Origin of the sequence: Streptomyces sp. NRRL F-5727 (genome assembly GCF_000719555.1) — a bacterium.
In the GTDB taxonomy this organism is placed as follows: domain Bacteria; phylum Actinomycetota; class Actinomycetes; order Streptomycetales; family Streptomycetaceae; genus Streptomyces.
This window is the reverse complement of the sequence record NZ_JOGX01000024.1, coordinates 70995-94527: the sequence shown is the minus strand read 5'-3', so window position 1 is coordinate 94527 and position 23533 is coordinate 70995. Positions and strand designations below refer to the sequence as shown.

The 23533-nt window shown below is 72.3% G+C and carries 24 protein-coding genes; 8 read left to right on the top strand and 16 right to left on the bottom strand.

Features of this window, described 5'->3' with window-relative positions; all coding sequences use genetic code 11:
• The first annotated feature begins 31 nt into the window (after window positions 1-31).
• Window positions 32-598, top strand: a complete 567-nt coding sequence (locus tag IF73_RS0118320) for a VanZ family protein (protein ID WP_051716948.1) — start codon at window positions 32-34, stop codon at window positions 596-598.
• Between the two features lie 89 nt (window positions 599-687).
• Window positions 688-894, top strand: a complete 207-nt coding sequence (locus IF73_RS0118315) for a PspC domain-containing protein (protein WP_031009194.1) — start codon at window positions 688-690, stop codon at window positions 892-894.
• Window positions 895-970: 76 nt separating this feature from the next.
• Here the strand turns inward: IF73_RS0118315 and IF73_RS0118310 are convergent, their stop codons facing one another.
• Together IF73_RS0118310 and IF73_RS0118305 are read right to left on the bottom strand one after the other, a co-directional pair.
• On the bottom strand, window positions 971-1354 hold the full coding sequence (locus tag IF73_RS0118310; RefSeq protein WP_031009192.1) for a hypothetical protein: 384 nt from the start codon (window positions 1352-1354) through the stop codon (window positions 971-973).
• Window positions 1355-1537: 183 nt separating this feature from the next.
• A complete protein-coding gene (locus IF73_RS0118305) occupies window positions 1538-2692 on the bottom strand; it encodes an adenosine deaminase (RefSeq protein WP_031009189.1) in 1155 nt (384 codons plus the stop codon).
• Between the two features lie 105 nt (window positions 2693-2797).
• Here IF73_RS0118305 and IF73_RS0118300 point away from each other — a divergent pair, with 105 nt between their 5' ends.
• Both IF73_RS0118300 and IF73_RS0118295 read left to right on the top strand, forming a co-directional pair.
• Entirely contained in the window at window positions 2798-3679 is an 882-nt protein-coding gene (locus IF73_RS0118300; protein ID WP_107049281.1) for a GNAT family N-acetyltransferase, read from the top strand.
• Between the two features lie 88 nt (window positions 3680-3767).
• Window positions 3768-4547, top strand: coding sequence for an alpha/beta hydrolase (locus IF73_RS0118295; RefSeq protein WP_078868119.1), 780 nt, complete (start codon window positions 3768-3770; stop codon window positions 4545-4547).
• Here the strand turns inward: IF73_RS0118295 and IF73_RS0118290 are convergent, their stop codons facing one another.
• Window positions 4548-5525: a LysR family transcriptional regulator gene (locus tag IF73_RS0118290; protein WP_031009182.1), complete on the bottom strand. Its 978-nt coding sequence runs from the start codon at window positions 5523-5525 to the stop codon at window positions 4548-4550.
• Window positions 5526-5587: 62 nt separating this feature from the next.
• Here IF73_RS0118290 and IF73_RS0118285 point away from each other — a divergent pair, with 62 nt between their 5' ends.
• From IF73_RS0118285 to IF73_RS0118275, 3 genes are all read left to right on the top strand, one after another.
• A complete protein-coding gene (locus IF73_RS0118285) occupies window positions 5588-6847 on the top strand; it encodes an MFS transporter (protein ID WP_031009180.1) in 1260 nt (419 codons plus the stop codon).
• 101 nt (window positions 6848-6948) lie between these two features.
• Entirely contained in the window at window positions 6949-7656 is a 708-nt protein-coding gene (locus IF73_RS0118280) for a L,D-transpeptidase family protein (protein ID WP_031009178.1), read from the top strand.
• A 79-nt stretch (window positions 7657-7735) separates the two neighbouring features.
• Entirely contained in the window at window positions 7736-8707 is a 972-nt protein-coding gene (locus IF73_RS0118275; RefSeq protein WP_031009176.1) for a sigma-70 family RNA polymerase sigma factor, read from the top strand.
• Here IF73_RS0118275 and IF73_RS0118270 read toward each other — a convergent pair whose 3' ends face one another.
• Window positions 8708-8974, bottom strand: coding sequence for an STAS domain-containing protein (locus IF73_RS0118270; RefSeq protein WP_234338264.1), 267 nt, complete (start codon window positions 8972-8974; stop codon window positions 8708-8710).
• Window positions 8975-9025: 51 nt separating this feature from the next.
• On the opposite strand from IF73_RS0118270, the gene IF73_RS0118265 reads away from it, so the two are divergent.
• The gene (locus IF73_RS0118265; RefSeq protein ID WP_031009172.1) at window positions 9026-9679 is read left to right on the top strand and encodes an HAD family hydrolase; all 654 of its coding nucleotides are present in this window, start codon (window positions 9026-9028) and stop codon (window positions 9677-9679) included.
• Here IF73_RS0118265 and IF73_RS0118260 read toward each other — a convergent pair.
• The 12 genes from IF73_RS0118260 to IF73_RS0118205 form a co-directional block, all read right to left on the bottom strand.
• On the bottom strand, window positions 9672-10262 hold the full coding sequence (locus tag IF73_RS0118260; protein WP_031009170.1) for a Uma2 family endonuclease: 591 nt from the start codon (window positions 10260-10262) through the stop codon (window positions 9672-9674). The genes IF73_RS0118265 and IF73_RS0118260 overlap by 8 nt on opposite strands.
• Before the next feature lie 108 nt (window positions 10263-10370).
• Window positions 10371-11648 carry a thymidine phosphorylase gene (locus tag IF73_RS0118255; protein ID WP_031009167.1) on the bottom strand — a complete coding sequence of 426 codons (1278 nt, stop codon included), beginning with the start codon at window positions 11646-11648 and terminating at the stop codon, window positions 10371-10373.
• A gap of 84 nt (window positions 11649-11732) precedes the next feature.
• A complete protein-coding gene (locus IF73_RS0118250; protein WP_031009164.1) occupies window positions 11733-12137 on the bottom strand; it encodes a cytidine deaminase in 405 nt (134 codons plus the stop codon).
• Window positions 12134-13396, bottom strand: a complete 1263-nt coding sequence (locus IF73_RS0118245; protein WP_031009162.1) for an ABC transporter permease — start codon at window positions 13394-13396, stop codon at window positions 12134-12136. The genes IF73_RS0118250 and IF73_RS0118245 overlap by 4 nt, the downstream gene beginning before the upstream one ends.
• Entirely contained in the window at window positions 13393-14511 is a 1119-nt protein-coding gene (locus tag IF73_RS0118240; RefSeq protein ID WP_031009160.1) for an ABC transporter permease, read from the bottom strand. Before IF73_RS0118240 ends, IF73_RS0118245 begins: the two co-directional genes overlap by 4 nt.
• Complete coding sequence (locus IF73_RS0118235; protein WP_031009158.1) at window positions 14508-16118, bottom strand: ABC transporter ATP-binding protein; 1611 nt, start codon at window positions 16116-16118, stop codon at window positions 14508-14510. The genes IF73_RS0118240 and IF73_RS0118235 overlap by 4 nt, the downstream gene beginning before the upstream one ends.
• Before the next feature lie 215 nt (window positions 16119-16333).
• Entirely contained in the window at window positions 16334-17386 is a 1053-nt protein-coding gene (locus IF73_RS0118230) for a BMP family lipoprotein (protein WP_031009154.1), read from the bottom strand.
• 230 nt (window positions 17387-17616) lie between these two features.
• Window positions 17617-18834 (bottom strand): amidohydrolase, encoded by a 1218-nt coding sequence (locus IF73_RS0118225; protein WP_031009152.1) that lies wholly within the window; start codon window positions 18832-18834, stop codon window positions 17617-17619.
• A gap of 116 nt (window positions 18835-18950) precedes the next feature.
• The gene (locus IF73_RS0118220; protein WP_031009149.1) at window positions 18951-20078 is read right to left on the bottom strand and encodes a hypothetical protein; all 1128 of its coding nucleotides are present in this window, start codon (window positions 20076-20078) and stop codon (window positions 18951-18953) included.
• On the bottom strand, window positions 20075-20968 hold the full coding sequence (locus IF73_RS0118215) for an N-acetylneuraminate synthase family protein (protein WP_030496851.1): 894 nt from the start codon (window positions 20966-20968) through the stop codon (window positions 20075-20077). The genes IF73_RS0118220 and IF73_RS0118215 overlap by 4 nt, the downstream gene beginning before the upstream one ends.
• A 13-nt stretch (window positions 20969-20981) precedes the next feature.
• Complete coding sequence (locus IF73_RS0118210; RefSeq protein WP_031009141.1) at window positions 20982-22187, bottom strand: acylneuraminate cytidylyltransferase; 1206 nt, start codon at window positions 22185-22187, stop codon at window positions 20982-20984.
• The gene (locus IF73_RS0118205) at window positions 22187-23533 is read right to left on the bottom strand and encodes a DUF6716 putative glycosyltransferase (RefSeq protein WP_031009138.1); all 1347 of its coding nucleotides are present in this window, start codon (window positions 23531-23533) and stop codon (window positions 22187-22189) included. Before IF73_RS0118205 ends, IF73_RS0118210 begins: the two co-directional genes overlap by 1 nt.

The following is a 23533-nucleotide window of genomic DNA, read 5'->3' as shown; positions in this document are numbered from 1 at the left end:
CGTTTCCGGCGCGGACCGCGTCTTGGGGGGCGTGCAGCGTCAAGGTTCGGGCGGGAACGCCGCCGTGGTCGTCCGCGTGACCGGGTTCGTGCTCCTGGTCGCGCATCTGCTGCTCGTCGCCTGGGGCGGACTGCTCCCACGGGACGTGGCCTGGGTGACCGCCCCGAACACGGTGCCGCTGGCCGGGCTGCGGGCCGATCTGGCGCTGGGGCCCGGCGAGGCGGCCCGGCTGATCGCCGAGGGTCTGCTGCTGCTCGCCCCGCTCGGGGTGCTGCTGCCGATGTGCGACGGGCGGCTCGACGTGTCCCGGTGGGGCTCGCTGACCCGGACGACGGCGGCGGGGGCGCTGGTGTCGCTGGCCCTGGAGCTGTTGCAGACGGCGGTGCCGGGGCAGGTCGTGGACGTGGACTCGGTGCTGCTGAACACCCTGGGGGTGGCGCTGGCGCACCTGCTGGTGGTGCCGGCGGCGCGGGCGCGGCTGCGGCGCCGCCGGTCCTCCTCCGCGGGCGGTAGCCGGAGCCGGGGCCGGGTCGTGATCGGGAACGACACCGATCAGGGTCGTACCCCGAGGATTCCCAGGGTTCCGATCGCCCGGTAGACCGACGTCGAAGGGGTGGCGGCGGCGGCACCATGGAGTCATCGGGAGCCCGACGGAAGTGGCCTCCCGAACCGACGAAGGAGCCCACCATGGCCGCACTGGTCCGCCCGCGTGAAGGCCGGATGATCGGCGGGGTGTGCGCGGCGCTCGCCCGGCGCTTCGGCACCTCCGCCCTGACGATGCGGGTGCTGTTCCTGGCCTCGTGCCTGCTGCCCGGCCCGCAGTTCCTGCTCTACCTGGCGCTCTGGCTGCTGCTGCCGAGCGAGTCGAGGACGAAGGCGAGCGCGGCCTGGTGACCGGCGGCGCGTGAGCACGCCGAAGGGGCGCGGACCCGGGGGATCCGGGTGCGCGCCCCTTCGGCGGGTGTGCGGGTCAGCCGATCGGCAGGCCGCCGGCGCCCAGCGGCAGGCCGCCGAGGAGACCGGTGGCGGCGCCGAGCGGGGTGGCGCCGAGGGCGCCGGTGGCGGCGTCGGTCGGCAGGTTCTGGGTGGCCTGACCGGCCGCCTCGGGAAGGGTCTTGACGCCCTGGTCGAGGCCCTGGCCGAGGGCGCCCTGGCCCGCGGCGAGGGACTCGCCGGCGCCGTCGGGGAGCGTGGTGAGACCGTCGCCGAGCGGGGCGAGCTGGGTCACGGAGCCGAGCGCGTCGACGCCGTCGAGCGCCGGGAGCGGGGCCGCGGAGGCCGTGCCGGCGGCGGCAGCGGCGAAAGCGGCGCCGAGAGCGGCGACACCGAGCTTCTTGGCGGCAGACTGCTTCATCTGAAAATCATCCTTGGCTTGGGGAGCTGAGCTTCGGGGCGTCAGGAAAGAAATCCGGAACAGGGGAATCCGGACATGCAGGAGCTCCGCAAACTAACCGCCCCACCCCGGCTCCGCAAACACCGGGTGACCGCCGGGTGTCGCACTTCCCCGGCGGTCCCGATGCCCCCGCCGCCCCTCCGCTCAGCCTTCGCGGCCGGAAGAAGCGCTGGTCGTGGCGGTCTGCCGGAAAAGCCACTCGGACTTCAGTTCGGCATATCCGGGCTTGATCACGTCATTGATCATCGCGAGTCGTTCATCGAAAGGAATGAACGCTGATTTCATCGCATTGACCGTGAACCACTGGATGTCGTCGAGCGTGTAGTCGAAGGCGTCGACCAGGAGCTCGAATTCCCGGCTCATGCTGGTGCCGCTCATCAACCGGTTGTCGGTGTTCACCGTCGCCCGGAAGTGGAGCTTGCGGAGCAGCCCGATGGGGTGCTCGGCGTACGAGGCGGCGGCGCCGGTCTGGAGGTTGGAGGTGGGGCACATCTCCAGCGGGATCCGCTTGTCGCGGACGTAGGCGGCGAGCCGGCCGAGCCGCACCTCGCCGTCGTCGCCGACCTCGATGTCGTCGATGATCCGGACGCCGTGGCCCAGCCGGTCGGCGCCGCACCACTGGAGGGCCTGCCAGATGGAGGGGAGGCCGAACGCCTCGCCGGCGTGGATGGTGAAGTGGTTGTTCTCCCGCTTGAGGTACTCGAAGGCGTCGAGGTGCCGGGTGGGCGGGAAGCCGGCCTCCGCGCCCGCGATGTCGAAGCCGACGACGCCGTCGTCCCGGTAGCGGTTGGCGAGCTCCGCGATCTCCAGGGCGCGGGCCGCGTGCCGCATGGCGGTGAGCAGGGCGCCGACCCGGATCCGGTGCCCGGCGGCGCGGGCCCGCCGCTCGCCCTCCCGGAAGCCCTCGTTGACCGCCTCGACCACCTGCTCCAGGGTGAGCCCGGCCTCCAGGTGCTGCTCGGGGGCGTACCGCACCTCGGCGTAGACGACGCCGTCCTCGGCGAGGTCCACGGCGCACTCGGCGGCGACCCGGAAGAGCGCCTCGCGGGTCTGCATGACGGCGCAGGTGTGCGCGAAGGTCTCCAGGTACCGCTCCAGCGAGCCGGAGTCGGCGGCCTCGCGGAACCAGACGCCGAGCTTGTCGGGTTCGGTCTCGGGCAGCTTCGAGTAGCCCTGCTCGCGGGCGAGTTCGATGATCGTGCCGGGGCGCAGTCCGCCGTCGAGGTGGTCGTGGAGCAGCACCTTCGGGGCACGGCGGATCTGGTCCGCGGTGGGGACGTGGGATGTCTGGCTCGTCATTGCCGCACTCTAGCCCCTACGCGCGTAGAACGCGCCTTGTCGGCGCCGGAGATGACGCGGCTTTCTCGGGTGCGCCGCGGGAGCCGGGCTGCCTAGGCTGACGGCATGAGCCCCACCTCCGGCCCCGCCGCGGACTCCACCGTGGAGCCCTCCGCACACCTCGCCGCAGACTCCGCCGTGGACGCTGCCGCCGCCCCTGCCGCGCACCCCGCCGCCGGTCCCGCCGCCGATCCCGCCGAACTCCGGCGCATCCACGGCTTCGTGTCCGCGTTCACCCGTCGGCAGGCCGCCCGGACCGTCGACTTTCCCGGCGGATTCGCCGCGCTCGACGACGCCTACGCGCTGTCACACGGCAACAACCACGTCCTCGTCGACGGCCCGACCGACGCCGAAGCCCTGCCCGGCCGGGTCGACGCACTCCTCGGCCACCTTCCGCACCGGACCGTGTACGTGCTCGCCGGGGCGGCCGCGCCGGCCTGCGCGGATCCGCTGACCCGGGCCGGATACGAGCACGCGACCGTCCTCCTCATGCGGCACACCGGCCCGGTGCCGGAGCTCGGCGGGGCGCGCGAGGTGGACCTGCCGGCCCTGCGCGGGCCGGTCACGGAGAGCTGGCGCCGGTTCCTGCCGACGGCGGGGGACGAGGTGATCCGGGACCTGGTCGAGCGGCGGGCGGCCCGCCTCCGCGGCGCCGCCGACGTCCGCTTCCTCGCCTCGCACGACGAGTGGGGCGAGGTGGCGTCCTGGGGCGACCTGTACCTGGACCCGGCCTCCGGGGTGGCCCAGGTCGAGGACCTGGTGACGGCCGCCTCCCACCTGCGGCAGGGCCATGCCGGGGTGGTCCTGGACACGGCACTGCGCATCGCCGCCGGCGCGGGCTGCGCCACCGTCTTCCTCACCGCGCTCGCGGACGACTGGCCGCGCCACTGGTACGAGCGGCGCGGCTTCGTCCCCGTCGGCTCGGTGCACTGCTTCGAACGGGCATAGGCCGGACGGAGGTTCGCCCCGGCGGCGATACGTAACAGAGACCGCGCGTACGACTGCCGTACACCTCCGCTTCTGAGACTGTTCTGTCATGGCGCAGTACGCACTCGTGGGGACTGCCGACGGCCGGAGACCCCGGCTCGGTCGGCCTGTCGGGGTTTCGCGGTCCGTGGGGGCGGTGGGCGGCGTGGTGCTGCTCCTGCCGGACGGGGAGCCGGTGTCGGGGCGCCGGGCCTCGGCCAGGGCGCACGCCGCGGCCCTGCCGATGGGGCGCGAACTCGCCCGGGCGGGACGGCCGGAGGGGCTCGTCGCCCAGGTCGTGCGCTACCGGGGGCGCGGCTGGAACGGCACCGACGCGGAGCTCGCGGCCGACGCCTCCTGGGCGGTCGCCGAGGCGGTACGGCTCTACGGCGACGTCCCGGTCTGTCTGATCGGCCACGGCATGGGCGCCCGGGCGGCGCTGCGGGCCGCCGGGCACCCGGCGGTCGGCGCGGTCCTGGCGCTCGCGCCCTGGCTGCCCGAGGACGACGTGGCCGCCGAGCCCGAGCCCGTACGGCAGCTGGTGGGACGGCGGGTGCTCATCGTGCACGGCACCGACGACGCCCGTACCGACCCCGAGCTGTCCTTCCGGTACGCGGCCCGCGCCAAGAAGGCGAACCGGGAGACCTGCCGCTTCGAGGTGCACACGGACGGGCACCGACTGCGCCAGTACGCCGACGAGGTGCGGGCGCTCGCCGCCGACTTCGTGCTCGGCGCGCTCTTCGCCCGCCCGGTGACCCGGCCGCTGACCGACGCGATGGCGGCCCCGCCCCCGATCGGCCTGCGGATGCCGCTGGCCGCCGGGTTCGGGACCGGCGCGCGCCGGCGCTGACTACTCCTCCTGCGGGGGCCGCGACTCCTTCGGGAGGAGGTGGCCGCGGCGGCTGAGCAGGAACTTCTTGAAGGCGGCCACCGGGGGCGTGTCCGGGTGGCCGTCCAGCCAGGCCACGCCGATCTCGCGGACCGCGCGCGGGGCCGTCACGGTCAGTTCCACCACCCCGGGGCGGGCCACCGCCGGCGGCGGCAGCAGCGCCACCCCGAGCCCGGCCGCGACCAGGCCGCGCAGGGTCTCGGCCTCCTCGCCCTCGAAGGCGACCCGGGGCGTGAAGCCGGCCTCCGCGCAGAGGTCGTCGGTGATGCGGCGGAGCCCGTACCCCGGTTCGAGGGTCACGAAGGTCTCCTCGGCGGCCTCCGCGAGCCGGATCCGGCGGCGGCCGGCCAGCCGGTGGTCGTCGGGGACGACGAGCCGCAGCCGCTGCTCGTCGACCCGGCGGCCGACCAGGTCGGGGGCGTCCGGCACCGGAGAGGTCAGGCAGAGGTCCAGCTCGCCGGCGCGGAGCCGTTCGATCATCGCCTCGCCGTAGTTCTGGACGAGGGTGAAGCGGACCTTCGGGTGGTCCACCCGGAAGGCCCGGATCAGCGCCGGCACGGTCTCCGAGCCCATGGTGTGCAGGAAGCCGAAGGCGACCCGGCCCGCCGTGGGGTCGGCGTCGGCCCGTACGGTGTCGGCGGCCCGCTCGACCTCGGCGAGGGCGCGCTCGGCGGCGGTCAGGAAGCGGCGGCCCGCCGGGGTGAGCGCCACGGTCCGGCCGCGGCGGGCGAACAGGGCGACGCCGAGGTCCGCTTCGAGCCGGACGATCGCCCGGGAGAGCGTCGACTGCGGCACGCCCATCTCGGCCGCCGCCCGGGTCACGTGCTCGTGCCGGGCGACCGCGGCGAAGTAGGCGAGCCGCGGCGCGAGCAGCGGCCCCATGTCTTCTTCGTTACTGTTCGGTGACAGCCGGGGCTGTGACCTGTACTCATGCGCCATGGGAACGATTACAGCAGTTCCGTGCATTGGACGCATGAAGCGCGTCGGCCTACGTTCGAGGCATGCCTTCCGCCAGTACCAAGGCGGACGCCACACCCGCGTCCGCCGACACCCGCCTCGCCCCCGGCGCCCCCGGCCACCGCCGGATGAGCCTCGCGCTCTTCGCCGCCGGACTGGCCGCCTTCGCCCTCCTCTACTCCACCCAGGCCCTCCTCCCGGCGATCTCCGCCGAGTTCGGCGCGACCGCCTCGGCCGCCTCCTGGACCGTCTCCGCCGCGACCGGCGCGCTCGCCCTGTGCGTGCTGCCGCTCAGCGCGCTGTCGGAGCGCTTCGGCCGGCGCACGATGATGACGGCCTCCCTGACGGTCGCGGTGGGCGTGGCGCTCCTGGTGCCGTTCGCGCCGAGTCTCGAGGTGCTGATCGCGCTGCGGGCGCTGCAGGGCGCGGCCCTGGCCGGACTGCCGGCCTCGGCGATGGCGTACCTGGCCGAGGAGGTGCGGCCCCGGGCGCTGATCGGCGCCATCGGCCTCTTCGTCGCGGGCAACTCGATCGGCGGGATGAGCGGCCGGATCGTCACCGGCTGGATCGCCCAGCTGTGGGGCTGGCGGGCCGGGCTCGCCGCGGTGGGCCTGACCTCGCTGCTGTGCGTGCTCGCCTTCCGGGCACTGCTGCCGAAGGCCCGTCACTTCACCCCGGGGACCCTGAACCCGAAGGCGCTCGCGGCGACGGTGAGGGGGCACCTGGCGGATCCGCTGCTGATGCGTCTGTACGGGATCGGCGCGCTGTTCATGACGGTCTTCGGCGCCGTGTACACGGTGATCGGCTACCGGCTGGCGGAGGCCCCGTTCGCGCTGCCGCAGGGCGTGATCGGCTCGATCTTCCTGGTCTACCTGGTCGGTACGGTCTCCTCGGCGGCGGCGGGGAAGCTGGTCGGCCGGCTGGGTCGGCGCGGGGCGCTGTACCTGGCGGTCTCCACGACCACCGCGGGCCTGCTGCTCTCGCTCTCCGACTCCCTGGCCGCGGTCCTCGCGGGTCTGGTCCTCATCACCGCCGGCTTCTTCGCGGGCCACGCGGTGGCGTCGTCCGCGGTGAGCCGGACGGCGAAGACCGGGCGGGCGCAGGCGTCCGCGCTGTACCAGTCCGCGTACTACCTGGGCTCCAGCGCGGGCGGCACGCTCGGCGCGATCGCCTTCCACGCGGGCGGCTGGGCCGGCACGGTCGGGATCGGTCTGGTGGCGGTGGTCGGCGTCGTCTCGATCACCCTGTACGGCTCGCACAGCGCGCGCGTCGAGGCGCGGCGGATCCGTCCGGTGACGGTCTGAGCGCGCCTGTGTGACCGTACTGTCACGGCTTCGGCCGCCGTGCAACTGAAGTGCTCCCCCGGCCGTCCCAAACAGCAGGACTCAAGGGGGAGTTGACGATCATGAACGGATTCACGCACCGGGCGGGGAAGAGAGCCGGCATAGCGGCCGGGCTCACCTCGCTCCTCGTTCCGGCCGCGCTCGTGCTGGGCGCCTCGCCGGCCCAGGCCGCGTCGTGCAACGTGACGACGGGCCCGTACCAGAAGCAGGTCGAGAAGTTCCTCGGCCGCACCGTCGACGGGCGCCAGTCGCTCGGCGACTGCCAGGCCATCCAGGCGTTCCAGCGCAAGCACGGCATCACGCCGACCATGGGCTACGCGGGCCCGGTCACCTGGCGCACGATGAACACGATGATCCAGCAGAAGGCGGCCGGGACCAACCCGAACAAGGCCGGCAAGTGTCCGACCAACAAGGGCCGGATCGCCTGCGTGGACCTCACCCGCCAGCTCAGCTGGATCCAGGACGGCTCGCGGCTCAAGTACGGCCCGGTGCCGGTGCGCACCGGCAAGGACGGCACCGAGACCCGTACCGGCCTGAAGAAGATCTACTGGCGGAACATCAACCACTGGTCGACGCTCTACCACGTGTCGATGCCGTACGCGCAGTTCTTCGACGGCGGGCAGGCGTTCCACTCCACGACCAAGTCGATGTGGAACCCGCCGGGTTCGGGCGGCTGCGTCAACATGCGCTCGGCCGACGCGAAGGCGTACTGGAACCTGCTGCGCAACGGCGACGACGTCTACGTCTACGGGCGCAAGCCGGGAACCTGACCCCGGCTGTCGGTGCCCTGCGGTAGCTTCGCTCTCACCGGCACCGAACGGGTGCCGGTGAGGGGTGAGTGGGGACGCGATGGGCGAGACCGCCGTGGTGACGACCGATGAACTCGACAAGTACCGGCGCGAACTGACCGGCTACTGCTACCGGATGCTCGGCTCCTCCTTCGAGGCCGAGGACGCGGTGCAGGACACGATGGTGCGGGCCTGGAAGGCGCTCGACTCCTTCGAGGGCCGCTCCTCGCTGCGGTCCTGGCTCTACCGGATCGCCACCAACGTCTGCCTCGACGCGCTGAACGCGGGGAACAGGCGGGCGCGGCCCATGGACCTGTCCGGGCCGACGCCGGTCGCGCAGGCGCAGCTCGTCAAGCAGCCGGAGATCACCTGGCTGGAGCCGGTCCCGGACGGGCGGGTCATGCCGACCGCCGGGGACCCGGCGGAGGCCGCGCTGCACCGGGAGACCGTGCGGCTCGCCTTCGTCGCCGCGCTCCAGCACCTGGCGCCGAAGCAGCGGGCCGTGCTCATCCTGCGCGAGGTGCTGGCGTGGAAGGCCGCCGAGGTCGCCGAGCTGCTCGACACCTCGGTCGCCTCGGTGAACAGCGCGCTCCAGCGGGCCCGGGCGACCATCGCCGAGCAGGCCCCGGCCGAGTCCGACGCGGCGAACCCGCTCGACGAGGAGCAGCAGGCGCTCCTGGAGCGGTACGTGGCCGCGTTCGAGGGCTACGACATGCAGGCGCTGACGGCGCTCCTCCACGAGGACGCGACCATGTCCATGCCGCCGTTCGACCTCTGGCTCCAGGGCCACGACGACATCGTGGGCTGGATGCTGGGCGTCGGCGACGTCTGCCGCGGCTCGAAGCTGGTGCCGACGGTCGCCAACGGCTCGCCGGCCTTCGCGCACTACCACCCGGACCCGGAGGGCGGTTACAGCCCGTGGGCGCTGATCGTCCTGGAGCTGCGGGACGGCAAGGTGGCGGGCATGGACTTCTTCCTGGACACCCCGCGCTGGTTCCCGCTCTTCGAGCTGCCGGAGCGGCTGGAGGCGTAGCTAGAGGAGCCGGTCGAGGCCGGTGAGGCGGAGCAGGGCGGTGAGGTCGGGTCCTGCTCCGTGGAAGGTCAGCCGGTGGCCGTGGCGGCGGGCGGTGAGCGCGAGCCGGGCCAGGGCGTCGACGGCCGCGAGGCCGTCGGCCCCGGCGTCGACCCGGCACCGTACGTCCCCGGGCGGGGCGGCGGCCAGGTCGGCGCAGAGCCGGGCGACCTCCTCGCGGGTGGGCGCGGCGGGCAGGGTCATGACGAGGGGCTGACTGGTGTCCACGCCATGGTGACCGCCGGGACGGGCGGAACTCATCGCGCTAGGCTCGCGATCATGACTTCTCACCCCGTCGAACTGGTGATCTTCGACTGTGACGGCGTTCTGGTGGACAGCGAGCGGCTCTACTGCCGGGTGGACCGGGAGGTCTTCGCGGAGCTGGGCGCCGAGTTCACCGAGGCGGAGCTGATCGAGCATTTCGTGGGCTCCCCGCACGAGATCTGGACCGCCCTCGTGGAGGAGCGCCGGGGCCGCCCCCTGGAGCCGGGGTGGCAGGAGCCGTACCGCGTCCGGTACGAGACGGTGCTCGACGCCGAGCTGACGGCGGTCGAGGGGGTGACGGAAGTCCTGGACGCGCTGGCGGTGCCGTACTGCCTCGCCTCCAACGGCAGCCACGCCGAGATCCGCCGCAACCTGACGCGCACCGGGCTGCTCGACCGCTTCGACGGCCGGGTCTTCAGCGCCCGTGACGTCGCCCGTGGCAAGCCGGCGCCGGACCTCTTCCTGCACGCGGCGGCCACGATGGGCGTCCCGCCGGAGCGGTGCGCGGTGGTGGAGGACAGCCCGTACGGCGTCCGCGCGGCGCGGGCGGCGGGGATGCGGGCGTACGGCTACACGGGGGGTCTGACCCCGGCGCACCGCCTGGAGGGGGCGGGCACGGTGGTCTTCGGCGACATGCGGGAGCTGGTGGGGCTGCTGGGGGTCAGCTGACGGGGAACTCGGCGGTGTCGAGGGTGATGTCGAAGGGGGCGGGGAGGTGGATCTCCTCGCCGAACGGGGCGGCGCTGAGGACCCGGTAGACGGGGTCCTTCGGCTCGCCGTAGAGGGTGACGGTGGGGCCGCCGGGGGCCCAGCGATCGACCAGGAGATAGAGCGGTACGCCTGCCGTCGCGTAGCCGGCGGCCTTCGCGATCCGGTCGTGGTTCGCGTTCGACTGCGAGGTGATCTCCACGACGAGTTCTGCTTCCGCGGCCGGGACGGAGTGGCCGGGTTCGCCCAGTGCCGCCTCGGGTGCGATCAGGAGGTCGGGGATGTACATGCCCGACCTTGCCGGAATCGCCACGGCTTGCGTCTGGTAGACCCCCCAGGCTTCCGGGATGACCTGGTACAGGCGGCGCTGGATTTTCCCCGCAATGCTGTTGTGCTGGTTGGCAGGTGACGGTGCCACGGTGATGATCCCCTCGATGATCTCCACCTTGCAGCCCTCGGGCCAGTCCATCGACTCCCAGCGACGGACCAGATCCTCCCAGCCGTTGCCCGCGTCGGCGTGGGGCTCGGCAGCGAGTGCGCTCATGGTGTGCTCCTCATTCGGTCGTCACCGATCCCAGCATGCCGAACGGGACCGGCGGAGGTCCACCGGTCCCGTTCGCCCGAAGGTGTCATGGGCACATGCCGGGCGTCGTTACGCGATGCGGTCCAGGACGATCGGGGTCGGCGTGAAGTCCGTGCCCTCGGGGGCGATGTCCCAGGCGGCGTCCAGGGACTTCAGGGCGTAGTCGAACTTCTCCGGCGTGTCCGTGTGGAGCGTGAGGAGCGGCTGGCCGGCGGTGACCGTGTCGCCGGGCTTGGCGTGGAGCTCGACGCCCGCGCCCGCCTGCACCGGGTCCTCCTTGCGCGCGCGGCCGGCGCCGAGGCGCCAGGCGGCGATGCCGATGTCGTACGCGTCGAGGCGGGTCAGGACGCCCGAGGACGGGGCCGTGACGACGTGCTGCTCGCGGGCGACCGGGAGGGCCGCGTCCGGGTCGCCGCCCTGGGCCGCGATCATCCGGCGCCAGTGGTCCATCGCGGAGCCGTCCTTGAGGGCCTTCGCCGGGTCGGCGTCCTTGATGCCGGCCGCGGCCAGCATCTCGGCGGCGAGGGCGATCGTCAGGTCGACGACGTCCTGCGGGCCGCCGCCGGCCAGGACCTCGACCGACTCGCGGACCTCCAGCGCGTTGCCGGCCGTCAGGCCGAGCGGGGTCGACATGTCGGTGAGGAGCGCGACCGTCTTCACGCCGCTGTCGGTGCCGAGCGCGACCATGGTGGAGGCCAGCTCGCGGGCGTCCTCGATGGTCTTCATGAAGGCGCCGGTGCCGACCTTGACGTCGAGGACGAGGGAGCCGGTGCCCTCGGCGATCTTCTTCGACATGATCGAGGAGGCGATGAGCGGGATCGCCTCGACCGTGCCGGTGACGTCGCGGAGCGCGTACAGCTTCTTGTCGGCGGGGGCGAGGCCGTCGCCGGCGGCGCAGATGACCGCGCCGGTGGTGTCGAGGACGTGCAGCATCTCCTCGTTGGAGAGCAGCGCGCGCCAGCCGGGGATGGACTCCAGCTTGTCGAGGGTGCCGCCGGTGTGGCCGAGGCCGCGGCCGGAGAGCTGCGGGACGGCCGCGCCGCAGGCGGCGACGAGCGGGGCGAGCGGGAGGGTGATCTTGTCGCCGACTCCGCCGGTGGAGTGCTTGTCGGCGGTCGGGCGGGAGAGCGAGTCGAAGTTCATGCGCTCGCCGGAGGCGATCATGGCCGCCGTCCAGCGGGCGATCTCGTCGCGGTTCATGCCGTTGAGCAGGATGGCCATCGCCAGGGCGGACATCTGCTCGTCGGCGACCGCGCCGCGGGTGTAGGCGTCGATGACCCAGTCGATCTGCTCGGGGCTCAGCTCGCCCTTGTCCCGCTTGGTGCGGATGACGGAGATGACGTCCATGTCGTGGTGCCTCTTTCTACGCGCATAGAGGGGGGAACGGAAGGAGCGGCCCTTCCATCGTGCCGGAAGGGCCGCTCCGGTGTGCTACTTGGCGAGGTGGTCGGGGCCGAACGCCTGCGGCAGCATCTCCGCCAGGGTGAGCAGCCCGGCGGGCGTCTCCAGGACGAGCTCGGGGCCGCCGAACTCGTACAGGAGCTGCCGGCACCGGCCGCACGGGACGAGCGGCTCGCCCCGGCCGTCCACGCAGACGAAGTGGGTGAGCCGGCCGCCGCCGGTGGCCTGGAGCTGGGAGACCAGCCCGCACTCGGCGCAGAGGCCGAGCCCGAAGGAGGCGTTCTCCACGTTGCAGCCGGAGACCGTCCGCCCGTCGTCGACGAGGGCGGCGGCCCCGACCGGGAAGCCCGAGTACGGGGCGTAGGCGCGGGACATCGCTTCCCGGGCCGTGACCCGCAGGGCCTCCCAGTCGGCCTCGGACAGGGCGGTGGTCACTTGCCCTGGCCCTTCCGGTACGGCAGACCGTCCGCCTTCGGCATCCTCAGCCGCTGTGCGGACAGGGCCAGCACGAGCAGGGTGGTGATGTACGGGGCGGCGTCGACGAACTGGCTCGGGACCTGGTCGGTGAGCGCGTACCAGACGAAGAAGCCGACCGCGAAGACGGCGGAGACGACGGCGGGCACGTACTTCTTCTTGTACAGCTGCCAGGCGGCGGCCAGCACCAGGAGGATCGCGACGAGCAGCAGCAGCGCGTGGACGTTCTCGGCGCCACCGCGGATCTTGAGGCTGTCGGTGAAGCCGAAGAGGCCGGCGCCGAGCGCCATGCCGCCGGGCATCCAGTTGCCGAAGATCATCGCGGCGAGACCGATGTAACCGCGGCCGCCGGTCTGGCCCTCCTGGTAGATGCCGGTGGAGACGATCGCCAGGAACGCGCCGCCGAGACCGGCGAGGGCGCCGGAGATCACGACCGCGATGTACTTGTACTTGTAGACGTTGACGCCGAGGGACTCGGCGGCGACCGGGTTCTCACCGCAGGAGCGGAGCCGCAGGCCGAAGGCCGTGCGCCAGAGCACCCACCAGGTGGCCGGGATCAGCAGGATCGCGACGATGGTCAGCAGCGACAGCTCGGTGACCAGGCCGCCGAGGATGCCGGCGAGGTCGGAGATCAGGAACCAGTGCTTCTGCTGGAGGTCGGCCAGCCACTCCGAGAGACCCGGGATGGTGATGTCGGTGATCGGTTCGATGCGCGGGGACTGCTTGGAGGAGCCGCCCTCGGCCTCCGCGAACGTGAAGTTCGAGAGGTACATCGTGAAGCCGGCCGCGAGGATGTTGATCGCCACACCGGAGACGATGTGGTTCACGTTGAACGTGACGGTGATGATCGCGTGCAGCAGACCGCCGAGCGCGCCGCCGAGCAGACCGAGCAGGACGCCCACCCAGGGGCCCCACTGGTAGCCGGCCCAGGCACCGAACCAGGTGCCCAGGATCATCATGCCTTCGAGACCGATGTTGACCACGCCCGCGCGCTCGGCCCACAGGCCGCCGAGACCGGCCATGCCGATCGGGACGGCGAGCCGCAGCGCGCCGGACACCTGGCCGACGGAGGTCAGGTCGTCGGCGCCGGAGATGACGCGGACGAGGGAGAAGAGGACGAGGCCGGCCGCGACGATCAGCAGGATCCAGGGCCAGGTGAGCTTGCGGCGCCCGGTCTTCTTGGGAGCGGCGCTCGGCTTGGCGACGGTACCGGTGCTCATGCCGAGACCTCCTTGTCGGTCTTGATGGCGCCGCCGGCGGCCAGCTCCTCGCCGACCTTCTGCTGCTGGCGGCGGGTGCCGTAACGGCGGACGAGCTCGTAGGAGACGACCACGGCGATCACGATGATGCCCTGCATGATCTGCGTGATCTCCTTCGGGTAGCCCTCGACGTCGAGCGACGAGGACGCCTTGTCGAGGAACGCGAAGAGCAGCGCGGCGAAGAGGATGCCGACCGGGTTGTTCCGGCCGAGCAGCGCGATCGTGATGGCGGTGAAGCCGACGCCGACGGGGAACGACAGGCTGTACGTGTGGGTGTCGCCGAGCAGCGTGGGCATGCCGGACAGGCCGGCCAGACCACCCGAGATGAGCATCGAGGTGAGGATCATCTTCTTGGCGTCGACGCCGCTGGCCTGGGCCGCGGACTCGCTCTCGCCGGTGGCGCGCAGGTCGAAGCCGAAGCGGGTGCGGTTGAGGACGAACCAGTAGACGACGCCGAGCGCGAGGGCGACGAAGGTGAAGCCGTAGATCTCGCCGTTGCCCTGGCCCATGTCGATGCCGGGGAACCAGCCGGACTCGGCGATCTCGCCGGTCGTCAGGTCGTTGGAGCCCTCGGGCTGGACGCCGAGGTTCTTCGGCAGGATCAGCCAGGCGATCAGGGAGGTCGCGATGGCGTTCAGCATGATCGTCGAGACGACCTCGGAGACCCCGCGGGTGGTCTTCAGGATGCCGGCGATGCCGGCCCAGAAGGCACCGGTGAGGACCGCGACGACCACGATCAGCAGGATGTGCAGCGGACCCGGCAGCTCGACCGAGGCGCCGACCACGGCCGAGACCATCGCGGCGAGGCGGTACTGGCCGTCGACGCCGATGTTGAAGAGGTTCATCCGGAAGCCGATGGCGACGGCCAGGGCAGCCAGGTAGTAGATCCCCGTCTGGTTGACGATCAGGACCTGGATGTCCGAGTAGCCGGCGTTGTCGATCATCAGGGTGATCGGCTCGATCGGGTCGAGGCCCGTCGCGAGCAGCACCAGCATGGTGAGCACGAACGAGGAGACCAGCGCGAGCACCGGGCCGGCGGCCCCGATGATCAGCTTGTCCTTGTCGAATTTCATCATCGGGCGTCACCGTCTTCGGACTGCTCGGTGCCTTCGAGGTGGCCGGAGGCCGCGCCGGTCATGGCGGAGCCCAGCTGCTCGGGCGTGATGGTGGCGGGGTCGGCGTCGGCGACCAGCCGGCCTCGGTACATGACCTTGAGCGTGTCGGACAGGCCGATCAGCTCGTCGAGGTCGGCGGAGATCAGCAGCACCGCCAGGCCCTCGCGGCGGGCGTCGCGGATCGCGTCCCAGATCTGCGCCTGCGCGCCGACGTCCACACCGCGGGTGGGGTGGGCGGCGATCAGGAACTTGGGGTTGTGGCTCATCTCGCGGCCGACGATCAGCTTCTGCTGGTTGCCGCCGGAGAGGGAGGCCGCGGTCACGTCGATGCCCGGGGTGCGGACGTCGTACTCGCGGACGATCCGCTCGGTGTCCTTGCGGGCGGCCTTCGGGTCGAGGATGCCGCGCTTGGAGTTGGGGGCCTCGGTGACGTGGCCGAGGATGCGGTTCTCCCAGAGGGGGGCCTCCAGGAGCAGGCCGTGGCGGTGCCGGTCCTCGGGGATGTAGCCGATGCCGCCCTCGCGGCGCTTGCGCACCGAGACCTTGGAGATGTCCTCGCCGTCGAGGGAGATGACACCCGCGTCGGGGACGGCCATGCCCATGAGGGCCTCGATGAGCTCGGTCTGGCCGTTGCCCTCGACGCCGGCGATGCCCAGGATCTCGCCCTTGTGGATGGTGAGCGAGATGTCGTCGAGCAGCTTGCGGCCGGCGCCGATCTCCTGGAGGGTGACCGCGCCGGACGGGTCCGGCGGGGCGGCGGTGGTCAGCGGGGCGGCGGCAGCGGCGCCGGACTCGGTCAGCGTCAGGCCCTCGACCTTGAGCATGGCGACGTCGGTGACGGTCGACTCGCGGGTCTCCGGGGAGGGCAGCTCGCTGCCGACCATCAGCTCGGCGAGCTGCTTGGTGGTGGCGGTCTTCGGGTCGGCGGTGCCGACCGTGGTGCCGCGCCGGATGACGGTGATGTCGTCGGCGACCTTCAGGACCTCGCCCAGCTTGTGCGAGATGAAGATGACGGTCAGGCCCTCGGCCTTGAGCTCGCGCAGGTTGTCGAAGAGCGCGTCGACCTCCTGCGGGACCAGGACGGCGGTCGGCTCGTCGAGGATGAGGATCTTGGCGCCGCGGTAGAGGACCTTGAGGATCTCGACGCGCTGGCGGTCGGCGACGCCGAGGTCCTCGACGAGGGCGTCGGGACGGACGCCGAGGCCGTACGCGTCGGAGATCTCCTGGATCTTCCTGCGGGCCTTGGCGCCGATGCCGTACAGCTTCTCGCCGCCGAGGACGACGTTCTCCAGGACGGTGAGGTTGTCGGCGAGCATGAAGTGCTGGTGCACCATGCCGATGCCGCGGGCGATCGCGTCGCCGGGGCTGGAGAAGGAGACCTGCTCACCGTCGATGGCGATGGTGCCCTCGTCCGGCTTCTGCATGCCGTAGAGGATCTTCATGAGGGTCGACTTGCCGGCACCGTTCTCACCGATGAGGGCATGGACGGTGCCCTTCCGGACGGTGATCGCGATGTCCTTGTTGGCGACGACGCCGGGGAAGCGCTTGGTGATGCCGTGGAGTTCCACGGCGGGGGGGCTGGACGCGTTGATGACGCACTCTCCTTGGCCGAAAGGAGTGGGAGCGGAGGGCAGGGCGGGGCGAAGTTATCGTGCCGGTGCGACATCTACACGCGTAGCGCTGCCGAAAAGTGAAAACCCGTACGGGAATGGGGCCGGGGCCCGGTCCGGTGGGAGTCCCACCGGGGCCGGGCCCGCGGGCAACAGGTCGTGAGCTGCGCGCCTTACGGAGCGGTCTTGACCGTGATCTTGCCGTCGACGATGTCCTTCTTCGCCTTCTCGACGGCGGCGATGAGGTCGGTCATCGACTTGTACTTCGGGTTGGAGTCGGCCAGGCCGACGCCGTCCGTGGCGAGACCGTAGCGGACCTCACCGGTCTGCGGCTTGCCGTCCTTGACCGACTTGATCAGGTTGAAGACCGAGTCGGAGACGTCCTTGGTGACCGAGGTCAGGATCGAGTCCTTGTACTCGGCGAGACCCGCCTGGTTGTACTGGTCGGAGTCGACGCCGATGGACCACTTGCCGGCCTTGGAGGCGGCCTCGATCGCACCGGAGCCGGCGAGACCGGCGGCGGCGTAGATGACGTCGGCGCCCTTGTCGAGCTGGCCCTCCGCGGCGGCCTTGCCCAGGTCGGGCTTGGCGAAGCCGTCGAAGTTCGGCGGCTGGGTCAGGTACTGGGTGAGCACCTTCGCCTTGGGGTTGGTGTCCTTGACGCCCTGGACGTAACCGGCCTCGAACTTCTTGATCAGCGGGACCTCGACACCGCCGATGAAGCCGACCGTGCCGGACTTGGACGCCTTGGCGGCGGCGACGCCGGCCAGGTAGGAGCCCTGCTCCTCGTTGAAGACGAGGTTGGCGATGTTCTTGCCGGTCACCGAGGTGTCGTCGATGATGCCGAAGGTCGTGTTCGGGAACTGCTTGGCGACCTTCTCGATGGCCGGGGCGTAGGCGAAGCCGACGCCGATGACCGGGTTGTTGCCGGCGCGGGCCAGCGAGGTGAGGCGCTGCACCTTGTCGGCGTCGCCCTCACCGGACGACGGCTCGGCCTCGGCACCCTTGATGCCGAGCTCGTCCTCGGCCTTCTTCAGGCCCGCGTAGGCGGCGTCGTTGAAGGACTGGTCGCCGCGGCCGCCGATGTCGTACGCGATGGCGGCCTTGGTGGCCTTCGAGTCGGAGTCGGAGCCGCCGTCGGAGGACGACTTGCCACAGGCGGTCGCGGAGAGCGCGAGCGCCGCGGAGGCGATGCCCACGGTGGTGATCCTGGTGATCCGGCGCAAGAGGAGGGTCCCTTCAAGACTGACCGAAAGCGCCTCTTCCGGCGCTGGCTTTGCGGCGATCGTAACGCGCGTAGATGTCAGTTAAAGACCCGTTCATGAGTCGTTACCGTATCGACGCGAACCCACGGGTCACAGTACCCGTACACGCTTCGCGATCAAGGCGCAACCCCGTGTCATCAGCCGAGATGGGGGCACCGCCCCACGCGGGGCGGGAGGCGGTGCCCCGGGGATCAGCTCGCTCCGGCGTCGATCAGCGCGGCGGCGGTGAAGAGCTCCACGGCGGTCCGGATGCACCGCTCGTCGACGTCGAAGTCGCCCGCGTGGAGGTCGCGGACGCGCAGATCGCCGGGGGTGCGGACGCCGAGCCGGGCCATCGCGCCGGGCACGTGCTCCAGGTACCAGGAGAAGTCCTCGCCGCCGAGGCTCTGCTCGGTGTCCTCGACCGCGTCGACGCCGCACCGGGCGGTCATGGCCTCGCGGAGCAGTTCGGCGACCGTGTGGTCGTTGACGACCGGCGGCACGCCCCGGACGTAGTTCACCGTGGACTTGGCCCGGTGCAGTGTGGCGACCTCGTCGACGGCGGCGTGCACCAGGTCGGGGGCGTCGCGCCAGGCGGGCAGGTCGAGGCAGCGCACGGTGCCGGAGAGCTCGGCGTGCTGCGGGATGACGTTGGGCGCGTGCCCGGCCTCGATCCGGCCCCAGGTGACCGAGAGGCCGGAGCGGGCGTCGACCCGGCGGGCGAGCACGGCCGGCACGTCGGTGGCGATCCGGGCGGCGGCGGTGACCAGGTCGGTGGTGAGGTGCGGGCGGGCGGTGTGGCCGCCGGGGCCGTCGAGGGTGATCTCCAGCCGGTCGCAGGCGGACGTGATGGGGCCGGTGCGCAGCCCGATCTTCCCCGCGTCGACCTTCGGGTCGCAGTGGACGGCGATGATGCGGCCGACGCCGTCGAGGACGCCAGCCGCGACCGCGTCGGCCGCGCCTCCCGGCAACACCTCCTCGGCGGGCTGGAAGAGCAGCCGCACCGGGCGGGGCAGCCGGCCCTCGCGCTCCATCTCGGCGAGGACCAGGCCGGCGCCGAGGACGGTGGTGGTGTGCACGTCGTGGCCGCAGGCGTGGGCGCGGTTGGGGACGGTGGAGCGGTACGCGACGGTCTTGGCGTCCGGGATGGGCAGGGCGTCGAGGTCGGCGCGGACGGCGAGCATGGGGCGCCCGCCGTCGTACCTGCCGATGTCACAGATGAGGCCCGTGCCGCCCGGGAGGACGCGCGGCGCCAGGCCGGCCGCCTCCAGGCGGGCCTTGAGCGCGGCGGTGGTACGGAACTCCTGGTTGCCGAGCTCCGGGTGCATGTGCAAGTCCCTGCGGAAGGCGATCAGTTCGTCGCGCAGGGCGGAGGACAGCGTTCCGGGCAGGGTGGCGGATCCGGGCTCACGGGACTTCAACTGGTTCACCCTTTGAAGCGTAGGCCCAACCGGTGATCAACTGCCCGTTGATCACGAAAACTTCAGCCCGTTAGGGGAAAGAATCTCGGTTTACCGTGCATGGGACACACTCCGTATGGGTATGGTCACCCGAATTCGAGCCGGTCGACCGCCGACGCGCCGCGCGGGGTGAGCCGGTCCACCCCGGACGCCGTGCCGGCGACACCCGCGAGGAAGCCCTGGGCCCGCGGCGAGGCGGTCGCCTTCAGCCACTCCGGCGCGATCTCGCAGACGACCACCTTGACCCCCGTGCCCGCCAGGGCGAGCGGCAGGGTGTGGACGACCGTGGACGGGAAGCTGACGATGGTGGCGCCGATCGGCCCGCGCCGGGCGATCAGCTCCAGCGGCAGGTCCGGGCGGACCACCTGGAGGCCCGTCTCGACCGCGACCCGGTGCAGCTTCTCCGGGGTCTCACGGCGGTGGGCGAAGTAGCGGGTGGTGCCGTGGGTGCGGGCCAGCTGCCCGACCACCCGGAGGTAGTGCTCCGCGTCGACCACCCCGGTCTCGACGAGCGAGGTGCCCACGAGGTCGGCGCCGCCGGTGAGCGGGGGCGGCCCGAAGCGCTCCCGGGTCCACGCGTACGCGTTCTCGGTGACCTCGGTGCCGGGCGGCGCCTGCACGGGCAGCGAGGTGAAGATCTCCACGGTCCGGCCGGGCCCGGGGGCCAGCCGGCGGCGGGCCAGCGAGGTGACCGGGGCGAGGGCCAGCTCGCGCGGCCCGAGGTCGCCCTTGCGGTGCCAGCGGACCAGCCGCTCCCCGCCCGCGAGCTGCGCGGCGTACTCCATGGTCGCGGTGCCGTCGTCGACGACCGTGACGTGCCGGGGGCCGAACAGGGTCAGCAGCAGCTGGACGTAACGGGAGAACGGGTCGCCGACGATCACGCGGTCGGCGGCGCGCAGCGGCCCGCCGAGCTCCCGCAGGGTCCGCACCAGCGCCCCGCGCCCGGCCCGCGCCTCCTGCCAGTGCACGGCGAAGCCCTCGTCGCGGGCCAGCTGGGCCATCCGGCGCAGCTGGCCCCGCGACATGGGGTCGGTCGGCGAGAGGACGACGATCCTGAGGTCGTCGGTGGCCGCGCCGGTGCCGGGGTCCGGCACCGGGACGGGAGCGGGCGCGGCGGGCGCGGCCGGGGCCCCGCCCCGGCCGCGGGCGTGCGCCCACTCCAGGACGTTCAGGAGCTGGACGGGGCTCTCGACGAACGCCAGTCGGCCGGTCATGCGGAGACGGGCTCCAGGACGCGGCGGAGCTTCTTCATCGGGCCGAGCTCCGACTCGTACACCTTCTTCACGCCGTCGCCGAGCGCGGTCTCGATGGTGCGGATGTCGCGGACGAGGCGCTCCAGGCCCTGCGGCTCGACGGAGGCGGCCTGGTCCGAGCCCCACATGGCGCGGTCGAGGGTGATGTGGCGCTCGACGAAGGTGGCGCCGAGGGCGACGGCGGCGAGGGTGGTCTGCAGGCCGGTCTCGTGGCCGGAGTAGCCGATCGGGACGTTCGGGTACTCCTCCTGGAGCGTCTGGATGACGCGCAGGTTCAGCTCCTCGGCCTTGGCCGGGTAGGTGGAGGTGGCGTGGCAGAGCAGGATGTTGTCGCTGCCCAGGACCTCGACCGCGTGGCGGATCTGCTTCGGCGTCGACATGCCGGTGGAGAGGATGACGGTGCGGCCGGTGGCGCGCAGCTCGCGCAGCAGCTCGTCGTCGGTGAGGGAGGCCGAGGCCACCTTGTGGGCGGGGACGTCGAACTTCTCCAGGAAGGCGACGGCCTCGGTGTCCCACGGGGAGGCGAACCAGTCGATGCCGCGCTTCTTGCAGTGCTCGTCGATCTGGCGGTACTCGTCCTCGCCGAACTCGACGCGGTGGCGGTAGTCGATGTACGTCATCCGGCCCCAGGGGGTGTCGCGCTCGATGTCCCACTGGTCGCGGGGGGTGCAGATCTCCGGGGTGCGCTTCTGGAACTTGACGGCGTCACAGCCGGCCTCGGCGGCCACGTCGATCAGCTTGAAGGCGTTCTCGAGGTCGCCGTTGTGGTTGATGCCGATCTCGCCGCAGATGTAGACGGGCTGACCGGGACCGGCGGTCTTCGGGCCGAGGGTGCGCAGACGGGTGCTCATGGTGGTGCTTCCTTCAGTTCGGGAGAGGGGTGGGGGTGTTCAGCTCGGGTCCGAGGAGCCAGGCGGCGATCTCGCGGATCGCTCCGAAGCCGCCCGGGGTGGCGGTGACCGCGCGGGCGGCCGCCCGGACGGAGTCGTGGGCGCTGCTCACCGCGACGGGCCAGCCGACGAGGTGGAAGCAGGGCAGGTCGTTGACGTCGTTGCCGGCGTAGAGGACGCGCGCCGGGTCGATCCCCTCGGCCTCGCACCACTCCTTGAGGGCGAGGTCCTTGCGGTCGATGCCGTGCAGGACGGGGATCTTCAGCTTCCGGGCGCGGGCGGCGACGACGGGGTTCTGCTCGGTGGAGAGGATGAGGACGGGCAGTCCGGCGCGGCGCAGGGCCGCGATGCCGAGGCCGTCGCCGCGGTGGGCGGAGACGAACTCCCTTCCCTCCGCGTCGAGATGGACCCGGTCGTCGGTCTGGGTGCCGTCGAAGTCGAGGACGACCGCGTCGACGTCGGCGAAGGACGGGGTGGCCGGCTCGTCGAGGAGCGGGGCGAGGGCCTTGGCGCGGGCCAGGTCGTGCGGGTCGTCGATCTCCAGGACGCGCGCCGGATCGGTGACGACGAGCGCGGTGCGGCCGAAGAAGCGGTGCCCGTGGCTACGGAAGCCGGCCGCGTCCATCGCGTAGACGGCGCCGGTCTCCAGGTACTCGGGCTCGCGGTCCTGGCGGCGCGGGCGGTGGGCCTTGTCGTGGTTGACGCCGGTGGCGCCGTCCGCCGTCTCGCGCCACAGGAAGCCGTGCGAGGGGGCGGCGGTGAAGGCCGTGTCGGCCTCCCCGTCGACGATCCGGGCGACGGCCGCGGCGACCTCGGCGGAGGTCAGGAAGGGGCTGGTGCACTGGACGAGGAGGACCACGTCGGCGGTGCGGCCCGCGGTCGCCTCGAAGGCGTCCAGGGCGTGCAGCACGGCGGACTCGCTGGTGGCGGTGTCGCCGGCGATCGCCGCGGGGCGCTGGACCGCCTCGGCGCCGAAGGAGCGGGCGGCGGCGGCGATGGCGTGGTCGTCGGTGGAGACGACGACGTCGGTGACGCCGACTGCGCCCAGGCAGGCCCGGACGGCCCGCCCGACCAGCGGGATCCCGGCGACCGGGGCGAGGTTCTTGGCGGGGACGCCCTTGGAGCCGCCCCGTGCGGGGATGACGGCGAGCACGGTGGGGCTCGGCTTCTTCACGGTCATCACAGTTCTCCCAGGCGTCGGACGACGGGGGCCACGCGCTGCACGCCGTGGCGGTAGGCGCCGCGCGCCGCCTCGCGGACGATCCGGCGCAGCCCGCTGTCGCGGACCGGGGGCGCGGTGACGTCCAGGCGGTGGCGGGCGAGGATCCCGGGCAGGTAGCCGGGGGCCGTCTCCGCGGTGTAGTAGGGGCTGATCGGGGGCAGTTCGGGCAGCGCGAGCAGCTGCGCGACCCGCTCCCGGGCGGCGTCGAAGGCCGCGTCGTACGACCCTCCGGCCGCGACGCCCTGCCGGGACAGCCACTCCTCGTCGGGCTCGGGCACCTCGCCCCGGTCGAGCCGGTCGAAGGAGGTGAGGAGGCCGGAGCCGATGAAGTGGTGGTTGCCGTTGACCTCGCGGACCCCGCAGTCGGTGAGGATCGCGGTGGGGATCCGGCGGTGCAGGGCCTCCAGGGCGGCCGTGGAGGAGACGGTGACCAGCAGGTCGGTGCGGTCCAGGACCTCGCCCATGTGCCCGTACACCAGACGGAAGTTGGCGGGCGGGTCGAGGTCGCGCACCAGCCGCTGGTACGGGTGCTCCTCCAGGTGCGTGGTGTGCTCGCCGGGCTTGGAGCGGAGCTTGAGGAGGACCTCGCGCTCCGGGTGCAGCCGGGCGTGCCGGACCAGGCGCTCCAGGACGTACGCCCGCTCGTTCCGGGTGACCGGGACGGACGGCTGGGCGGCGAACACCAGGGTGTCGCGGCCCGCCTCGGGGCGGTGCGGGGCGCCGCCGAGGAACGGCAGGGCGGCCTCGACGACCGACTCGGCGCCCGCGCCGACCCCTTCGTACACGGCGCGGAAACGCTCCGCGTCGTGCCGGGAGTTGGCGAGGACCACGTCGGCGCCGTGGCGCAGCAGCAGTCCGTCGGCCAGCTTCTCGTAGACCACGCCGACATAGCCGGTCACGATCACCGGCCGGCGGTCGAGACCGAGGTCGGCGAGGCCTTGGAGGACGGCCCGGACGGTGCCGCCGACCAGCGCGAGGACGATGACGTCGTACCGCTCGCCGCGCGCCTCCGCGTCCCGCACCTCGCGCAGGAACTCCGCGCCGGTCACCTCGCGCGGGGCGGCCGTGGAGGCCCCCGTCTCGGCGAGCTGGCGGGCGGTGGGAGTGGCCCGGCCGCGGAGGACGAAACCGGTCGGCTCGCTTCCGGAGCCGGTCGGCTCCGTCTCGGAACCGGTCGGCTCCTTTTCGGAACCGGAGACGTCCGCCGGGGTGATGCGGCGCGCGGTGAGCGCACCCCATTTCCACCGGGTGTCGGAATCCGCGAGTACGGCTACCCGTACCGCTTCACTGGAACTTGCTGGCAC

Bases quoted from the DNA above. Each gene is read 5' to 3' on its own strand.
- IF73_RS0118315 (WP_031009194.1), top strand. From the start codon at position 688: ATGGCCGCACTGGTCCGCCCGCGTGAAGGCCGGATGATCGGCGGGGTG.
- IF73_RS0118310 (WP_031009192.1), bottom strand. From the start codon at position 1,354: ATGAAGCAGTCTGCCGCCAAGAAGCTCGGTGTCGCCGCTCTCGGCGCC.
- IF73_RS0118305 (WP_031009189.1), bottom strand. From the start codon at position 2,692: ATGACGAGCCAGACATCCCACGTCCCCACCGCGGACCAGATCCGCCGT.
- IF73_RS0118300 (WP_107049281.1), top strand. From the start codon at position 2,798: ATGAGCCCCACCTCCGGCCCCGCCGCGGACTCCACCGTGGAGCCCTCC.
- IF73_RS0118295 (WP_078868119.1), top strand. From the start codon at position 3,768: ATGGCGCAGTACGCACTCGTGGGGACTGCCGACGGCCGGAGACCCCGG.
- IF73_RS0118290 (WP_031009182.1), bottom strand. From the start codon at position 5,525: ATGGCGCATGAGTACAGGTCACAGCCCCGGCTGTCACCGAACAGTAAC.
- IF73_RS0118285 (WP_031009180.1), top strand. From the start codon at position 5,588: ATGCCTTCCGCCAGTACCAAGGCGGACGCCACACCCGCGTCCGCCGAC.
- IF73_RS0118280 (WP_031009178.1), top strand. From the start codon at position 6,949: ATGAACGGATTCACGCACCGGGCGGGGAAGAGAGCCGGCATAGCGGCC.
- IF73_RS0118275 (WP_031009176.1), top strand. From the start codon at position 7,736: ATGGGCGAGACCGCCGTGGTGACGACCGATGAACTCGACAAGTACCGG.
- IF73_RS0118265 (WP_031009172.1), top strand. From the start codon at position 9,026: ATGACTTCTCACCCCGTCGAACTGGTGATCTTCGACTGTGACGGCGTT.
- IF73_RS0118260 (WP_031009170.1), bottom strand. From the start codon at position 10,262: ATGAGCGCACTCGCTGCCGAGCCCCACGCCGACGCGGGCAACGGCTGG.
- IF73_RS0118255 (WP_031009167.1), bottom strand. From the start codon at position 11,648: ATGGACGTCATCTCCGTCATCCGCACCAAGCGGGACAAGGGCGAGCTG.
- IF73_RS0118245 (WP_031009162.1), bottom strand. From the start codon at position 13,396: ATGAGCACCGGTACCGTCGCCAAGCCGAGCGCCGCTCCCAAGAAGACC.
- IF73_RS0118240 (WP_031009160.1), bottom strand. From the start codon at position 14,511: ATGATGAAATTCGACAAGGACAAGCTGATCATCGGGGCCGCCGGCCCG.
- IF73_RS0118220 (WP_031009149.1), bottom strand. From the start codon at position 20,078: ATGACCGGCCGACTGGCGTTCGTCGAGAGCCCCGTCCAGCTCCTGAAC.
- IF73_RS0118215 (WP_030496851.1), bottom strand. From the start codon at position 20,968: ATGAGCACCCGTCTGCGCACCCTCGGCCCGAAGACCGCCGGTCCCGGT.
- IF73_RS0118210 (WP_031009141.1), bottom strand. From the start codon at position 22,187: ATGACCGTGAAGAAGCCGAGCCCCACCGTGCTCGCCGTCATCCCCGCA.